Here is a 14482-nt window from a genome sequence, read left to right on the forward strand (position 1 = left end):
GCAAAACTATCGATCAAATGCCGCACCTGCCGTACCAGCCGCACCGCAACCATTCGCTAACTTTCTTGTCACTGCGCCGTCGGCTTTGCGGCCTGCAGTTTGCGCCGCAGCCGGTCTCTGCGTTTGCGCAGCGCCTCCAGCTCGGCCCGCTGCCGGCCGCCGCGGTGCAGCAGCGGATGGCGCTGTATCAGTTCAAAGGCGCCCTCCGCGTAGGCGAGCGCCGATTCGTAGTCTTTCATCTTATGCTCGTAAAACATCGCAAGCTCGATATGCGCCTCGCATGAGAACATCGCGCCGCTCGCGGCTGCTAGTGCGGCCCTCTGCCACAATAACACAGCCCGCCGCCAATTTCCAGCCTTCTTATCCCTTGCCGCCAGCGCGATCAGCGTCGAATATCCGATGTCCTCGTTTCCGCTCGCCCTCTCGAACAGCGCTGCCGCCGCCGCGGCATGGCCCATCCGTTCCAGCCACAGTCCCGTCCGCACCATTTCCTCCGGTTCGTCAGGAAACGGAACGGCCGTCCCCAGTCCGCCGCTCAGCAAATGTCCAAAACGGATCGCCAGACAGGCAAGGGAAAGCATATCCGATTCGTTATGGTGAAACACGCCCGCAAGCGGGCGCGGGTCGCCGTCCGCCAAAAACTGAAAATAGATCGACGGCGCTAGCGAGCCCGGAACGTCATCCCGGCGGACGATGCCGAGCCGCTCCTCTTCCACGTGGCTCAATCTGCACGAGGCCAGCGTATTTCGCCAGACGCTGCGGGACGGGTGAAGAAAATCGAGATGAAGCGGCGTCCACACCGTTCGCCCGAAGCCGTTCAGAATAAAGCGGCTTTCCAGCACCGGCCAGTCGAACGTCCGTCCGTTGTAGGTGGCCAAAAAGCGGAATCTTGGCAATAGCCCGATCAACCGGGCCAGCATCGCCCGCTCTTCCGCCGGATGGCGGATGAGCGATTGCTCGACGACATAGCTTCCGTTGTCCCAATAGCCGAGACCGATCATGAACGGCACATTGCCCGCACCGGCCCCGAGTCCCGTCGTCTCCAGATCGAGAAACAGCACTTCTTCCGCCCCGATGCCTTCATCCGATACGCCTGGATGAAAGGCGGCAAGCCCGCGTACGGACGTCTCCCATTCGCCCAGCCGGTGCGTTCCGTGATAATGCGTTGGCGGATAGCGGGTTTCGCGCAGCAGAAAGCCGCCCCACTCATTCGTCACCAGCTTGACGCCGAGCTCCGTCCAGGCGGGATGCAGCGGCTCGCCTTCGGCATCCGGACCGTCAGCGTCACCGGCCGCATCCGAAACCGGTGGGACGGCATCGGCCGCCGCTGCGGCGCCGGTTCCGGGCCTGCCGGGTCCCCCGCCGGCTTCGTTCCTTCCGGCCTCGGAAATGTCCGCAGCCCGCATACCGGTTCCGTCCGGGGCCGTCGCTGCGTTCCGATCCGCATCGGTATCGACCGCTCCCGCTTCCCTGGCCGCGGCCGCGAGTCCCCGCAACCGGTTCATCCGCTCTCTGAGCCCGCTCATACGGCAGCCTCCACCGCCTGCAGCAGCTCGAGCGCATGCGACTTGCCGAGCAGCCCGACCTCTTCGATCGGCCCGACGCATGCCGGGCAGCCGCTCAGGCAAGTACAGTTTCGAATGAGCGATTTTGCCTTCTCCAGCAGCTCGTCATGTACTTCGAACAGCCGCTCGCTCAGCCCGATGCCGCCCGGATAACGGTCGTAAAAATAAATCGTCGGCCGCTGCGTATGTACCGATTTCACCTGCGGCACGACGCGGATATCCTGCGGATCGCACATCAGATAGAGCGGCGCGATATGCACGAGCACGTTCGCGATGCCGAGCAGCGCGCACTGCATATCGTTGGCGCTCCGTCCCGCGGCCGCCTCTTCGCCGAACCAGAACCAGTAGCCGCTCGTATGCAGCTCCTCTTCCGGCAGATGGATCGGCCCGGAGCCGATATTTTCGTGCGTTCGCAAGCGGATTTTTTTGAAAATCGTCGGTTTGGCGTTGACGGTCACTTCGCCATATTGGCGGAACAGCCCTCCAGACGAGCGCTCCTTGTCCACATGCAGCACCTTGAGCTCAACCGCCAAATTCGCGTCCGTGAAATAATCGACGCTCACTTCGCGAACGTAGGCTTTCTTCTCCGGGTAATCGAGTTTTTCGACCTGGTACTGGACGCCTTCGTGAATGTAGATCGCTTCCTCGTGGATAAGCGTCGGCGCGCTGAACCGGTCCACTTCGCCGAGCACGCGGCTGCCATGCGTCGTATCGATAATGATAAAATTTTCCTGGGCCGCCGAGCGCAGCGATATGTTATGAGCGGGAAACGACTGCTCCATCCAGAACCAGCGGTCGTTCACCCGGTGCAGCACTTTCTCCTCCGCCAAAAATTCGAGCATATCCTCAAGCGGTTCCCCGCCGAACTGTTCCCCTTTCGCAAACGGCAGCTCGTAAGCCGCGCACTTGACATGGTCGATCAGCACGAGCAAATTGTCCGGATGGATCAGCGCCCGTTCGGGCGGACGGTTGAAGAAAAAGTCCGGATTCTGAATGACGTACTGATCGAGCGGATTGCTGCTGGCGACAAGAAACGTAACCGAGCAGCCGCGCCGCCTCCCCGCCCGGCCGGACTGCTGCCAGGTGCTCGCCACCGTGCCGGGGTAGCCGTTGAGCACGCAGGCTTGAAGCTGGCCGATATCGATGCCGAGCTCGAGCGCATTCGTACTGACGACGCCGCGAATTTCCCCGCTGCGCAGCCCGCGTTCGATTTCCCGTCGAAGCTTCGGCAAGTAGCCGCCGCGATAGCCGCGAATCGTTTTGTCGCCCAGCTTGTCCTTCACCAGCTCCTGCAAGTAGGTGAGCAGCAGCTCGACGCGTACCCGGCTACGGGCAAAGACGATCGTCTGTACCCCCTGTTTCAGCAGCCGCGCCGCCAGCTTGCGCGTTTCGAGCACACTGCTGCGGCGGATGCCGAGCTGACGGTTCACAACGGGCGGATTGTAGAAAATAAAATGCTTCTCTCCCATCGGCGCGCCGTTATTGTCGATCAGCGTCACCGGTTCGCCGATCAGCCGCTCCGCATGTTCCCGCGGGTTGTCGATCGTGGCCGATGCGCAAATAAATTGCGGATTTGAACCGTAAAACCGGCAAATCCGCTTCAACCTGCGGATTACGTTGGCTACATGGCTGCCGAAAATGCCTCTGTAAGCGTGCAGCTCGTCGATAATGACGTAACGGATATTTTCAAACAGCTTGACCCATTTCGTATGATGCGGCAGAATGGCGGAATGCAGCATGTCCGGATTGGTTACGACGATATGCCCGGCGTTGCGGATCGCCTGCCTGACCGTCGGCGGCGTATCGCCGTCGTACGTATGCGTCTTGATATCGGCGCCCATCAAATCCGCGAGCTGCTGCAGCTCCGATACCTGGTCCTGCGCGAGCGCCTTCGTCGGAAACATATACAGCGCTCTTCCGTCCGGCCGTTCCAGAAGCGACTGCAGGACAGGCAAATTGTAGCATAGCGTTTTGCCAGAAGCGGTCGGCGTCACCGTCACGACGTGCTCGCCCCTGCGAACCGCATCGAACGCTTCCCCCTGATGGGTGAACAGCGACTCGATGCCTTTCGATCTTAGCGCCCCGGCCAGTCTGGCGTCGAGACCATCCGGCAGCGGCACTGTTCGGGCCTCGCGGGCCGGTATCGTCTGCCAATGCGTCACATTGCTCATAATCTCGGGGTCTTGGCGCAATTCGTTCAGCCACTCTTCAAGGCTGGCCGCTTTCCCCGTCCAACGGTTCATAACCGTCCTCTCCCTTATACCTAGAAAGTAAGCGCTGGTTTCAAGTACTGTCCGTACATGCTATAATTGTAAGTTGCAACCTATGTTTCTTTCCATTTTACAGAATGCATGTTCGCGTTGCAATTCCCTTTTTCCGGCACACCCGTCATATCGGCGCGCAATCTGTCGCATCGTGCGCTTTCCCGGGAAAAGCGGCAAAACCGCAAAACAATCAAGATTTTGAATGAAAGGTGGACATCCATGAGCCAGACCGCTGAACAATCCATCGCTCCGATTGTAGCCCAATATCGTCATCCGGAACAGCCCATCAGCCCGCTTTTCGTCAATCGCTGGTCGTCCCGCGCGTTCGACAGCCGTCCGGTCGACCGCGAAGACCTGCTGGCCGTGCTCGAGGCGGCCCGCTGGGCTCCTTCCAGCTTGAACGATCAGCCGTGGAGATTTTTAATCGCGGAGACGAAAGAACAGCTGGAAAAATTCCATTCGTTTATCGCGCCGGGCAACCTGACCTGGTGCACGAAGGCGCCGGTGCTGTTGCTCGTTATGTCCAAGACGACGAGAGCGGATGGCCAGCCGAACCGCGCCCACGTCTTCGATACGGGCGCAGCCTGGGGTTACCTCGCGCTGGAGGCGGCGCGCAGAGGGCTTATTACCCGTGCAATGGGCGGCTTCGATGCCGCCAAAGCGCGCGAAACGCTCGGCTTGCCGGACGATCTGGAGCCGCGGATCGTGGTCGCGCTCGGCCACAAAGGCAATCCGGCCGACCTGCCCGAACAACTGCAGGAACGCGAGAAGCCGACTTCGCGCCTCACTGTGGACGAACTGATCTGGTCTGCGGCTCCTTGACACATTCCGTATAATCGGGTTATCACGGCAGCATCCTAATGCGGGGAACTGCCGTCCGGCTGCCGCCGGGCGGCGGCCCGAAAACGCGACGGACAGGAGGATGCTGAAAATGACGCCGAAACCTGACAATCGGGAAGACAACGTCGAGCGCTTGCAGCAGGCGGTCCAAAATACCGAGGAAAATTTGCACGAAGCGGAAGACTACTTGAACGAGTTTGCGGACGAAATATCTTCCGAAGAGCGCGACGCGATACAAGCGAAAAACGAACGACGTAAAAACAGCATGCAGAGCATGAAAAACGAAATTCGCGACGAAGCGAACGATTGATTTCTCAAGCCGAACGCCAAGTTCAGTAACGACAATCGAGCCTGAAGGCCGGATTACCGGAAGCTTCAGGCTCGATTGTTGTTGCTAGCGTCCATTTCGAATCATTCGGATCGGAACGGAATATCGATCTTCTTCAGATCGTAGGCTGCTACCGTTTCGGGAAACACCTTTCGCGCCTCGTTTTCGAGAGACGCCAGATCCTCCATCCGGTACCGGTGACTGAAATGGGTCATGACGAGCCGCTTCGCCCCCGCCTTCTTCGCCGTCTCCGCCGCTTGCCCTGTCGTGGAATGACCGTACTTCGCCGCTTTCTCCTCCATGCCGGCGGCAAAGGTCGCTTCGTGAACGAGCAAGTCCGCCCCTTCTGCTAGAAGAACCGCTTCCGGACACGGCTTCGTATCGCCAAGCAGCGTCACGACCCGGCCTTTGATAGGCGGGCCGACGACATCGCGCGACCGGACGATCGTGCCGTCAGGCAGTTCGACGTCTTCGCCCCGCTTCAGAGCGCCGAACAACGGCCCGAACGGCACGCCCAGCTGTTTCGCCCGCTCCGAGTCGAGCCGTCCGGGCCGATCCCTTTCCTCGATCCGATAGCCGAGACACGGAACGCGATGATCCAGCGGTGCGCATCGCACCGACCATGTGCCGTCGTCCCATATCGGCCCCGCAACGGCCTCGCGTATGTCCAGGCGGTATTCGAGATGCGTGCCTGTAATGGCGAATACCGCGTCCAGAAACGACTTGATGCCGGGCGGGCCGAACAGCGGGAGATCGCCGGCTCCTTCATGGTACGACCGGCTGCTGAGCAAGCCGGGCAAGCCGAACATATGGTCGCCATGCAGATGCGTGATGAAGACCGCCTCCAGCTTGTTCAGCTTGAGCGGCGTGCGCATCAGCTGATGCTGCGTGCCTTCGCCGGCGTCGAACAGCCAGAACGCGCCGCCCCGTTCGGGGAACACGAGAGCTGCGGCGCTGACGTTGCGGTCTTTCGAGGGGCGCCCTGCCCCCGTACCCAAAAACAGCAGTTCCATCAGCCGTTACCCCCTCGCTCTAGCTTTTGCCAAATGGACTTTTGTTATTTTACCATCTCTGCCCGGACAATAAAACGAAAGCGGGAAGAGGAGCCCGATCCTTCTTCCCGCTTTCTGCCGCTCTCGCCGCCGGCCCGCAGCTTCGCCGGCCGGACGGTCTTCATCCGTTACACTTTCTCTACGTTGAAATATTGCGCTTCCGGATGGGCGAATACCATGGCCGATACCGACGCCTCCGGCTCCATCATGAAGCCGTCGGTCAGACGGACGCCGATATCTTCCGGCTTCATCAAATCGAACAACAGCGCCTGATCTTCCAGATTCGGACATGCAGGATATCCGAATGAGACGCGGATGCCCTGATACCGGGCGCCGAACCGCTGCTTCATCGTCATGTCCGGCGGATCGGGGAATCCCCATACGTCCCGCATCATGTGATGAACGCGTTCGGCCAACCCTTCGGCCACTTCCAGCGCCACAGCCTGCAGCGCATGGGAACGCAAATATTCGCCTTTATCTTTCCATTCCGAAGACAGCTCGCGAATCCCTTGTCCGGCGGTAACGACGAGGAAGCCGACATAGTCCATCACGCCGCTGTCCGTCGATTTCAGAAAATCGGCCAGACAGAGATAAGGCTCCGTCTGCTGGCGCGGGAACGCGAATCGCTTCAACACCTTCGAATGATCGGCCGGATCGTACACGAGAATGTCGTCGCCCGACGATTGCGCCGGGAAAAACCGGTACATGGCGTGGGCGCGGATAATGCCGTTCGCGTTCGCTTCCCGGAGAATTTCGTCAACCGTTTCCTTCAATTCCACCGTTTTCGGATCGCCTTCCTGCAGCAGCTGCTCGACCTTCCCGCGCACGCCGAGATGGTGGCCGAGCAGCATCTGCATATTGACATACGGTACGATGTGCGAAATCGGCACGTCGCGCAGCACATGGCGTTCGAAATCCGGCGGCACGAACACCGGGGCGTCCTGCGAAATGTTGGAGCGGACGGCCCGCGTCTGCTTCGGCAGCGCCGTTTTCTCCTCCGCTCCGCTTGCAATCGCCGCCATGGCTTCGGCATGTTCCCGCTCCAGCAAGCTTCGCTGCTCGCGATCCATCAGCTTGTTGGCGATATCGAGTCCGTCCATCGCATCCTTCGCGTACAAGACGAGCCCGTCGTATTCGGGCGCGATTCTCGTTTTCGTAAACTTCCGCGTCAAGGCCGCGCCGCCGACAAGAATCGGTACGTCGATTCCCGCATTGCGCAAATCCTGCGCGGTAACGACCATCTGCTGCGCGGATTTGACGAGCAGTCCCGAGAGCCCGATCGCGTCGGCCTTCTCGGCACGATACGCCTCGATCAGTTGCTCCGGCGGAACCTTGATGCCCAGGTTGATAATCTGATAGCCGTTGTTGGACAAGATAATTTCAACCAGGTTTTTGCCGATGTCATGGACGTCGCCTTTTACCGTCGCAAGAATGATTTTCCCTTTGACGGACGTTTCGTTTTTCTCCATGAACGGCTCCAGATAGGCGACAGACGCTTTCATTACTTCCGCGCTCTGCAGCACCTCGGCGACGATCAATTCGTTATTGTTGAACAGTCGGCCGACTTCTTCCATCCCTTTCATCAGCGGGCCGTTAATAATTTCAAGCGGACTATATTTGGTTAGCGCTTCGTCCAGATCCGGAATCAGCCCTTCCTTCGTTCCTTCGACCACGTACGAAGCGAGCCGCTCCTCCAGCGGCAGGTTGGCCGCCTTTTCTTTCTTCGCCACTTTTTTGTCGCGGAACGCGGCGACGAACGCTGCCAGCGTTTCGTCGTTCGTATCGTAGATAAGCGCCTCCGCCAGCCGACGCTCCTCCTCGGGAATAGAGGCGTAACGCTCCAGCTTCTCCGTGTTGACGATAGCGTAATCGAGTCCCGCCTTCGTACATTCGTACAGAAAGACGGAATTCAGCACCTCTCTGCCCGCTTCCGGCAGGCCGAACGAAACGTTGCTAATGCCGAGAATCGTCTGGCACTCCGGCATCGCCTCCTTGATAAGACGAATGCCTTCGATCGTCTCCTTGGCCGAACCGATATATTGCTCGTCGCCCGTGCCGACCGGAAAGACAAGCGGATCGAAAATAATATCTTCCGGCTTCATACCGTATTTTCCGGTCAGCAGCTCGTAAGAGCGCTTCGCAACCGCCAGCTTGTCTTCGCGGGTAATCGCCTGTCCGCGCTCATCGATCGTGCCGACGACGGCGGCAGCGCCGTATTTGTGAATCAGCGGCACCACTTTCTCGAATTTTTCTTCGCCGTCTTCCAGATTGATCGAATTGATGATCGCTTTGCCTTGCGAATAGGTAAGCGCCACATCGATCACTTTGGGATCTGTCGTATCGATAACGAGCGGCACTTTCACTTTTTTGACAACCAGTTCCAAAAACCGCTTCATATCGGTCATTTCGTCGCGATCCGGGTCCTGCAGGCAGACGTCGATAACATGCGCTCCGTTCTTCACCTGCGCCCGTGCGATTTCGGCCGCTTCTTCATATTTCCCTTCCGCGATCAGCCGCTTGAATTTGCGGGAGCCGAGCACGTTGGTGCGTTCGCCGACCATATAGGGTCGGTTGTCCTTTTCAATATATACCGTCTCGATGCCCGAGACAGCCGGCGGATGCTCGCCGCGGCGCTTGCGCGGCTCGTACTTTGCGAGCGTTTCGGCCAGCGCCCGGATATGCGCCGGTGTCGTGCCGCAGCAGCCACCGGCGATATTCAGCCAGCCTTGTTCCGCGAATGCGGCCATCTTGGTCGCAAGCGAAGCCGGCGATTCGTGATAATGGCCGTTCTCGTCCGGCAACCCGGCATTCGGATAGCAGCTGACCGCCGATTTTGCGATTTCGCTGAGCGTCCGGATATGGTCGCGCATAAATTCGGGGCCGGTCGCGCAATTCAGCCCAATCGATATCGGATTCAGATGCTCGAGCGAAATATAGAACGACTCGATATTTTGTCCCGCCAGCGTCGTTCCCATCGGCTCGATCGTCCCCGAAATCATCACCGGCAGTTCGCGCCCGGTCGCGGCGAACGCCTTGCGGATGCCTATGCTTCCCGCTTTCACGTTCAGCGTGTCCTGGCTCGTCTCGAGCAGCAGCGCATCGACTCCGCCTTCGATGAGAGCCAGCGCCTGCTCGTAATAACTATCCACCAATTCGTCGAACGTGACGCCTCCGGTAACGGACAGCGTCTTCGTCGTCGGTCCCATCGCGCCGGCCACAAAACGCGGCTTGTCGGGCGTCGAATATTTGTCCGCGGCTTCGCGCGCAATCGCTGCCGCCGCCAGATTGATTTCCCGCGCTTTCTCGGGAATATCGTATTCGCTGAGAACGATAGCCGTAGCCCCGAACGTATTCGTCTCCACAATGTCGGCACCGGCTTCCAAATATTGCTCATGTATCGAGCGGATGACATCCGGCCGCGTCAGTACGAGCATTTCGTTGCAGCCGTCAAGCGCTTCTCCGCCAAAATCGTCAGCAGTCAGATTCGCCTGCTGGATCATCGTCCCCATCGCGCCATCAAGGATGAGAATGCGCTGCCACATCAATTGTTGTAAAGTCAGTTTCGACAAAATTGCATAACATCCTTCCCGAAAATCGTTAACCATTAGTGTACCAGATTAATGATAAGGTGAAAAGGTCATTCTGTCGACAACCGCGCCTTTTTGAACTATAATGATGAAGTATAAGGTTAATTTCATATAGGAAAAGAGGGAATGAACATGGCAGAGATTCGAATCCGCAACACGGGCGAGCGCATTTCGGGCGAAGAGAACGTGCGCGCCTTTCTGGAAAAGCAGGAAGTATTGTACGAGCATTGGAATACGGAAAAGCTGCCGGACGAGCTGAAAGAAAAGTTCGTTTTGACCGATGAGGAGAAAAATCAGATTTTGTCGGCATACGACGAAGAAATTCGCGATTTGGCCGAGCGCCGCGGCTATAAAACGTGGGACATCGTCGCATTGTCAGATGCTACGCCGAATCTGGACGAGCTGCTCAAGAAGTTCGAACAGGTTCACACGCATACCGAGGACGAAGTTCGCGCGATTACGGCCGGCAAAGGCATCTTTGTTATTAAGGGTACCGAGGATGTCGGATATTTCGATGTCGAGCTGGAAGCTGGCGACGTCATTTCCGTACCGGAGAAAAAACCGCACTTTTTCACGCTGATGGAAAATCGTCAAATCGTCGCCGTCCGTCTTTTCATCGAACCGGCCGGCTGGATCGCCGAACCGTACGACGATCCCGCGTTCAGCAAAGAAGCTTAAAAAGCGTCACGCAATGACGTAACAGGCAGGCGCACCCGCTTCCGGCAAACCGGAGCGGGTGCGCTTCTCTATTCTGGCCAACCGTTTACGCCTTTAACAACGGCAGCAGCTCTTCCAGATTGCGGATTTCGTAATCCGGCACAATATCGTCTGCGGGCACCTTGTTGTCGCGGTTAATCCAGACGCTCGTGATGCCTGCGGCGTTGGCTCCTTTAATATCGGTCGTCAGCTTGTCCCCGACCATGACGCAATCTTCAGGCTCGTGGCCAAGAAGCGCCAACGCATGGCGAAAGATGCTGACGGCGGGTTTGCCTTCCCCGAATTCGCCAGAAATGACAATGTGGTCGAAATACGGTGCCAACTCCGGTACGCCAGCCAGCTTCTCTTTCTGCAAATCCGGCGAACCGTTCGTCAGCAGCAGCAGTCTATAGGAGCCTTTCAACATGTCCAGTACCCGGAACGTTTCATCGTATACGAGCGGACGAGCACGCCGCTCAGCCGGGAACCGTTCCGCCAGTTCGGCGCCGAGCTGCTCGTCGTCCACGCCGAGCGCTTTCAGCCCGCGCGTCCACGCCTGCTTTCGATATGTCGGAGCGATCCGTTCCAGCTTGCGAAATTCGTCCTGTTCTCCTTCACTGAAACGGGCCCACAACCCTTCGAACGGGTTAATGCCGATCATTTTCGTAAACGGGAACGTCTCATACGATTCGTACAGCGCTCGCGCCTCGCGCCTGACCGCCTCCTCCAGCGCATCCGGATCGACACCGCGCTTCTCCGCCGCTACCCGGCATGTTGCCTGAAACGCTTCCGCCACGCTCCGCTCGTCCCACAGCAGCGTATCGTCAAGGTCAAATAAAACCGCTTGTTTCGCCATTTCCCTTACTCCCCCAAATCGTCACCTACAGTTGTTTCATTTCGATCTTATGCTGCTGCGCAAACGTAGACAGCCTGGCTGCCATCTCATCGGTCGGATAACGGTTCATTACCCGCGAGAACACCCAGTTTCCTTTTTTGTGTTCGATCACGACATAGCCCGGCTGCACCCGGATGCTTCGGATATCGGACGCTTGCAGTCGTTTGTCGCCGGTCCATTTGCGCGTTTGGACATAATCTTTGCCCACCGCCAGGTACGGCCGCCGGAAAAAGAACAGCACCGCAAGCAGCAAATACATAACGATGACGAGCCAGTAGAACGTCCCGTCCTCCTGCATTGCCGTATTCGCCTGGCCGAGAATCGCATAGAACACGGTCAGCATGACGATCAGCGCCGGCCCGATATAATTGCGTCCGACAAAACGTTCGGCCTGATCGGCTGCGGGCGTCATTGCTTTAAGCCCCTGTTTTTTTCTCGCTTTGTTCAATTGCGCGGAATTTTTGCGCACCTTGCGCTCCCACGTTCGCGACACGAATCATTTCCTCCCTGTTATGGATGAAGCGGTTTCGGCGTGCTAATGCTTGACCGAAGGCCGGTCCTCTTCGTCCGCCCACTTGATCGAATCGAGCTGATTGCGGAAATTGCGTCTGAAGTTCGCAAGATATTGCTGCCTGAGCTTGTCCCGTTCCACTATTTCCTCTTCGCTCAACCCGACGCTTTTCTGTTTGCGGGACAGCTCGTTGATCCGGGCGATCAGTTTCTCCACCTGCACTCACTCCTCTCCTGCTTCGCCGGAACTATCTATTACTTTGACATCTTCTTATATCCATTGTCAAGGCAGCGGGAAAGCAAGGGCAATTAAAAACGACCGGTCTTCACACCGGCCGAATATTCCGCAGGTCCGGAGTCAGGGAACCGTCTGTCCCAAGCCTGCGGCTCATCGCAGATCGGGCACGATCAGCGACATTCCCGGCACGATGTTGGACGAATCCAAACCGTTGCGCTTCTTCAGTTCATAAATGCGCCTTTGAATGTCGCCGTTCCCGTCCGGATGGGCCAGCGCGATGCTCCAAAGCGTGTCGCCTGGAGCGACGATAATCGTCTTCTCTCCCGCACCGGCAGGCTTCGGGGATACGCCGGAAGCGTCCGATACCCAGAATGAAAAAGCAATGGACAAAAACGCCAGCAGCGCCAGCGCGGCGAGAAGCCGGACGAAGCCCTTGCCAACGGTTGCCGTACCTGTCCGGGAAAGCGCTACGCAATTCTTTTTCCGATCTCTGTCATATATGCTGCGGTACGTTGTCGTATGAATCGTCATCGTTCAACACCCCAAACATTTGTTCTGTAATCAGAATATATCACGAACATATGTTTGAGGTCAATCGGTTTTCAGAACATTTGTTCCTAATTTTTTATGAAAATGCGAACCCATGTTTCTCGAACTTATGTTTGTACGAACTCGGGTTCTATGTTAGAATAGTAACCAAATCAACTAATGGAGTGATGACGGTGTCGAAGATTTCCAACCGCCAGCAGGCAATTCTTGAGTTCATCAAGAACGAAGTACGGGAGAAAGGCTATCCGCCTTCCGTCCGTGAAATTGGCGAAGCGGTGGGACTAGCCTCCAGCTCAACCGTACACGGTCATCTGGACCGGTTGGAGAAGAAAGGGCTCATCCGCCGGGACCCCACCAAACCGCGCGCCATCGAAATTCTCGATCAGGACGAGAACGAAATTCCGTTTCCGGTCGCCGTGGCCAAAGTCCCCGTTGTCGGGAAAGTAACGGCGGGCGTACCGATTACGGCTACGGAGAACATTGAGGACTATTTTCCGCTCCCCGCCCATTTCGTAGGGGATCATGAAGTATTCATACTTAATGTCGTCGGTGACAGCATGATCGAAGCCGGCATTCACGACGGCGATTACGTCATCGTCAGGCAGCAATCGACGGCCAACAACGGCGACATCGTCGTGGCGATGAACGAAGATGACGAAGCGACCGTCAAAACGTTCTATAAGGAGCGCGATCATATCCGGTTGCAGCCGGAAAACTCGACGATGGAACCGATATTGCTGAAAAACGTCACCATTCTCGGGAAAGTCATCGGCTTGTTCCGGGACATCCATTAATCGGACCGCCGTCCCTCATCGGCTTGTTTCGGGACATCCATAACCGGACCGCCGCTTTTATGCGGGAATCCCGTTTACCGATTTTTAAATCGGAATCACTATCGAACACCAGACAACCACCATCACCGCTTTGGACGGTAATGGTGGTTGTCTTTTGTTTCGCGCCCATCGCATGTTCGGCAAAGACAACAGGATGGCGACCAGGCTTCCGCTGTGCGTCCGATTGCGAACCTCGAAGGCCCTATTCGCCAGCGTCACCCCCACCGTACGACTGATTGTGACCTCCAAGGCCTTATTCGCTCGAACTATCCTCGCTGTGCGTCCAATTGCGAACTTCCAGGGCTTTATTCGCTCGCGCCATTGCCACCAATCCTGAAATTGCTTGCTTTACTCCGGCTCCGCGGCTGCTGGAATCTGAAAGATACAAGCCTTGTAAAATAAGAAAAACGCCTGACGGCGTCTCTGTCTAAGGACGATACTGTTTCGCTATAAATGCTTATATGAACAAAAGACGACATGGCGGCCAGGGCTCAATTCGCCCTCGCCCCGCTGTGAACTGCCACCTGTCCCGAAATTGCTTTACTCCGGCTCCGCGGCGGCCAGCATCCGGAAGATAGAAACCCAATAAAAGAACAAAGCTGCAAAAGTGCAACTTTTTCAGGGATAAAATAACCAAAACAGGAAAATTTCTGCGATAATGCAGTTTTTTTGATCCGTTCAAGCCAGACAAGCGAAAATCGCCAAAAATTACTGTATTTTGGCAGGATTTTTCGCTATAGTCATCTATTCGGGCCCAAATTCCTGTACTTTTGCAGCTTTTTCGCCAAAGCAATCTGCCGGGAGACAGAGGCGCTGAAGGCGAGGCACACCGACGGACGTGCGACGATTTGACGGAAGGCGAGGCACACCGACGGACGTGCGACGATTTGACGGAAGGCGCGGACAGTTAGGCAGGCAAATAGGAAGTGAGTTTTATACTTTCTTTAATGTTTAAGAGAAACTCCAAGCGGAGTCTTTCGAGAATTATCGGCCATGTTTAAGCGGAAGTATATGGTCATTAACGTCATTAACGCTAGTAAGGCCATTAACGCTAATTACGTCAGTAACGCTACACCAGTAACACCTTACGCCAGTAACGCCAGTAACGCCAATTACGCCAACAAC

At 56.9% G+C, this 14482-nt stretch carries 12 protein-coding genes; 4 read left to right on the top strand and 8 right to left on the bottom strand.

Annotated elements, in window-relative coordinates; genetic code table 11:
* Positions 1–68 precede the first annotated feature (68 nt).
* Positions 69–1526, bottom strand: coding sequence for a ribonuclease H-like domain-containing protein (locus ABEV74_RS09540; protein ID WP_430145485.1), 1458 nt, complete (start codon positions 1524–1526; stop codon positions 69–71).
* Positions 1523–3808, bottom strand: coding sequence for a DEAD/DEAH box helicase (locus ABEV74_RS09545; RefSeq protein ID WP_430145486.1), 2286 nt, complete (start codon positions 3806–3808; stop codon positions 1523–1525). The genes ABEV74_RS09540 and ABEV74_RS09545 overlap by 4 nt, the downstream gene beginning before the upstream one ends.
* A 240-nt stretch (positions 3809–4048) precedes the next feature.
* On the opposite strand from ABEV74_RS09545, the gene ABEV74_RS09550 reads away from it, so the two are divergent.
* Together ABEV74_RS09550 and tlp are read left to right on the top strand one after the other, a co-directional pair.
* The gene (locus ABEV74_RS09550; RefSeq protein WP_430145489.1) at positions 4049–4651 is read left to right on the top strand and encodes a nitroreductase family protein; all 603 of its coding nucleotides are present in this window, start codon (positions 4049–4051) and stop codon (positions 4649–4651) included.
* Positions 4652–4760: 109 nt separating this feature from the next.
* Positions 4761–4979 carry a small acid-soluble spore protein Tlp gene (gene tlp / locus ABEV74_RS09555; protein WP_062492909.1) on the top strand — a complete coding sequence of 73 codons (219 nt, stop codon included), beginning with the start codon at positions 4761–4763 and terminating at the stop codon, positions 4977–4979.
* A 101-nt stretch (positions 4980–5080) separates the two neighbouring features.
* Here the strand turns inward: tlp and rnz are convergent, their stop codons facing one another.
* Positions 5081–6010, bottom strand: coding sequence for a ribonuclease Z (rnz, locus tag ABEV74_RS09560; protein ID WP_430145493.1), 930 nt, complete (start codon positions 6008–6010; stop codon positions 5081–5083).
* A gap of 167 nt (positions 6011–6177) precedes the next feature.
* Positions 6178–9591 (bottom strand): methionine synthase, encoded by a 3414-nt coding sequence (gene metH, locus ABEV74_RS09565; protein WP_430145554.1) that lies wholly within the window; start codon positions 9589–9591, stop codon positions 6178–6180.
* 177 nt (positions 9592–9768) lie between these two features.
* Here metH and ABEV74_RS09570 point away from each other — a divergent pair, with 177 nt between their 5' ends.
* Positions 9769–10314 carry a 1,2-dihydroxy-3-keto-5-methylthiopentene dioxygenase gene (locus ABEV74_RS09570; protein ID WP_213528474.1) on the top strand — a complete coding sequence of 182 codons (546 nt, stop codon included), beginning with the start codon at positions 9769–9771 and terminating at the stop codon, positions 10312–10314.
* Positions 10315–10399: 85 nt separating this feature from the next.
* On the opposite strand, the gene ABEV74_RS09575 is transcribed toward ABEV74_RS09570, so the two are convergent.
* From ABEV74_RS09575 to ABEV74_RS09590, 4 genes are all read right to left on the bottom strand, one after another.
* A complete protein-coding gene (locus tag ABEV74_RS09575) occupies positions 10400–11188 on the bottom strand; it encodes an HAD family hydrolase (RefSeq protein WP_430145496.1) in 789 nt (262 codons plus the stop codon).
* Positions 11189–11213: 25 nt separating this feature from the next.
* A complete protein-coding gene (locus ABEV74_RS09580; RefSeq protein WP_062492904.1) occupies positions 11214–11720 on the bottom strand; it encodes a hypothetical protein in 507 nt (168 codons plus the stop codon).
* A gap of 42 nt (positions 11721–11762) precedes the next feature.
* Positions 11763–11960: a DUF896 domain-containing protein gene (locus ABEV74_RS09585; RefSeq protein ID WP_062492903.1), complete on the bottom strand. Its 198-nt coding sequence runs from the start codon at positions 11958–11960 to the stop codon at positions 11763–11765.
* A gap of 165 nt (positions 11961–12125) precedes the next feature.
* Positions 12126–12506, bottom strand: coding sequence for a LysM peptidoglycan-binding domain-containing protein (locus ABEV74_RS09590; protein WP_062492902.1), 381 nt, complete (start codon positions 12504–12506; stop codon positions 12126–12128).
* Between the two features lie 191 nt (positions 12507–12697).
* Here ABEV74_RS09590 and lexA point away from each other — a divergent pair, with 191 nt between their 5' ends.
* Positions 12698–13318 (top strand): transcriptional repressor LexA, encoded by a 621-nt coding sequence (gene lexA, locus ABEV74_RS09595; RefSeq protein ID WP_062496813.1) that lies wholly within the window; start codon positions 12698–12700, stop codon positions 13316–13318.
* Positions 13319–14482: the final 1164 nt, after the last annotated feature.

This window comes from Paenibacillus cisolokensis, assembly GCF_050481165.1.
GTDB lineage: Bacteria > Bacillota > Bacilli > Paenibacillales > Paenibacillaceae > Paenibacillus_AH > Paenibacillus_AH cisolokensis.

Bases quoted from the DNA above. Each gene is read 5' to 3' on its own strand.
- ABEV74_RS09540 (WP_430145485.1), bottom strand. From the start codon at position 1,526: ATGAGCGGGCTCAGAGAGCGGATGAACCGGTTGCGGGGACTCGCGGCC.
- ABEV74_RS09545 (WP_430145486.1), bottom strand. From the start codon at position 3,808: ATGAACCGTTGGACGGGGAAAGCGGCCAGCCTTGAAGAGTGGCTGAAC.
- ABEV74_RS09550 (WP_430145489.1), top strand. From the start codon at position 4,049: ATGAGCCAGACCGCTGAACAATCCATCGCTCCGATTGTAGCCCAATAT.
- tlp (WP_062492909.1), top strand. From the start codon at position 4,761: ATGACGCCGAAACCTGACAATCGGGAAGACAACGTCGAGCGCTTGCAG.
- rnz (WP_430145493.1), bottom strand. From the start codon at position 6,010: ATGGAACTGCTGTTTTTGGGTACGGGGGCAGGGCGCCCCTCGAAAGAC.
- metH (WP_430145554.1), bottom strand. From the start codon at position 9,591: ATGTGGCAGCGCATTCTCATCCTTGATGGCGCGATGGGGACGATGATC.
- ABEV74_RS09570 (WP_213528474.1), top strand. From the start codon at position 9,769: ATGGCAGAGATTCGAATCCGCAACACGGGCGAGCGCATTTCGGGCGAA.
- ABEV74_RS09575 (WP_430145496.1), bottom strand. From the start codon at position 11,188: ATGGCGAAACAAGCGGTTTTATTTGACCTTGACGATACGCTGCTGTGG.
- ABEV74_RS09590 (WP_062492902.1), bottom strand. From the start codon at position 12,506: ATGACGATTCATACGACAACGTACCGCAGCATATATGACAGAGATCGG.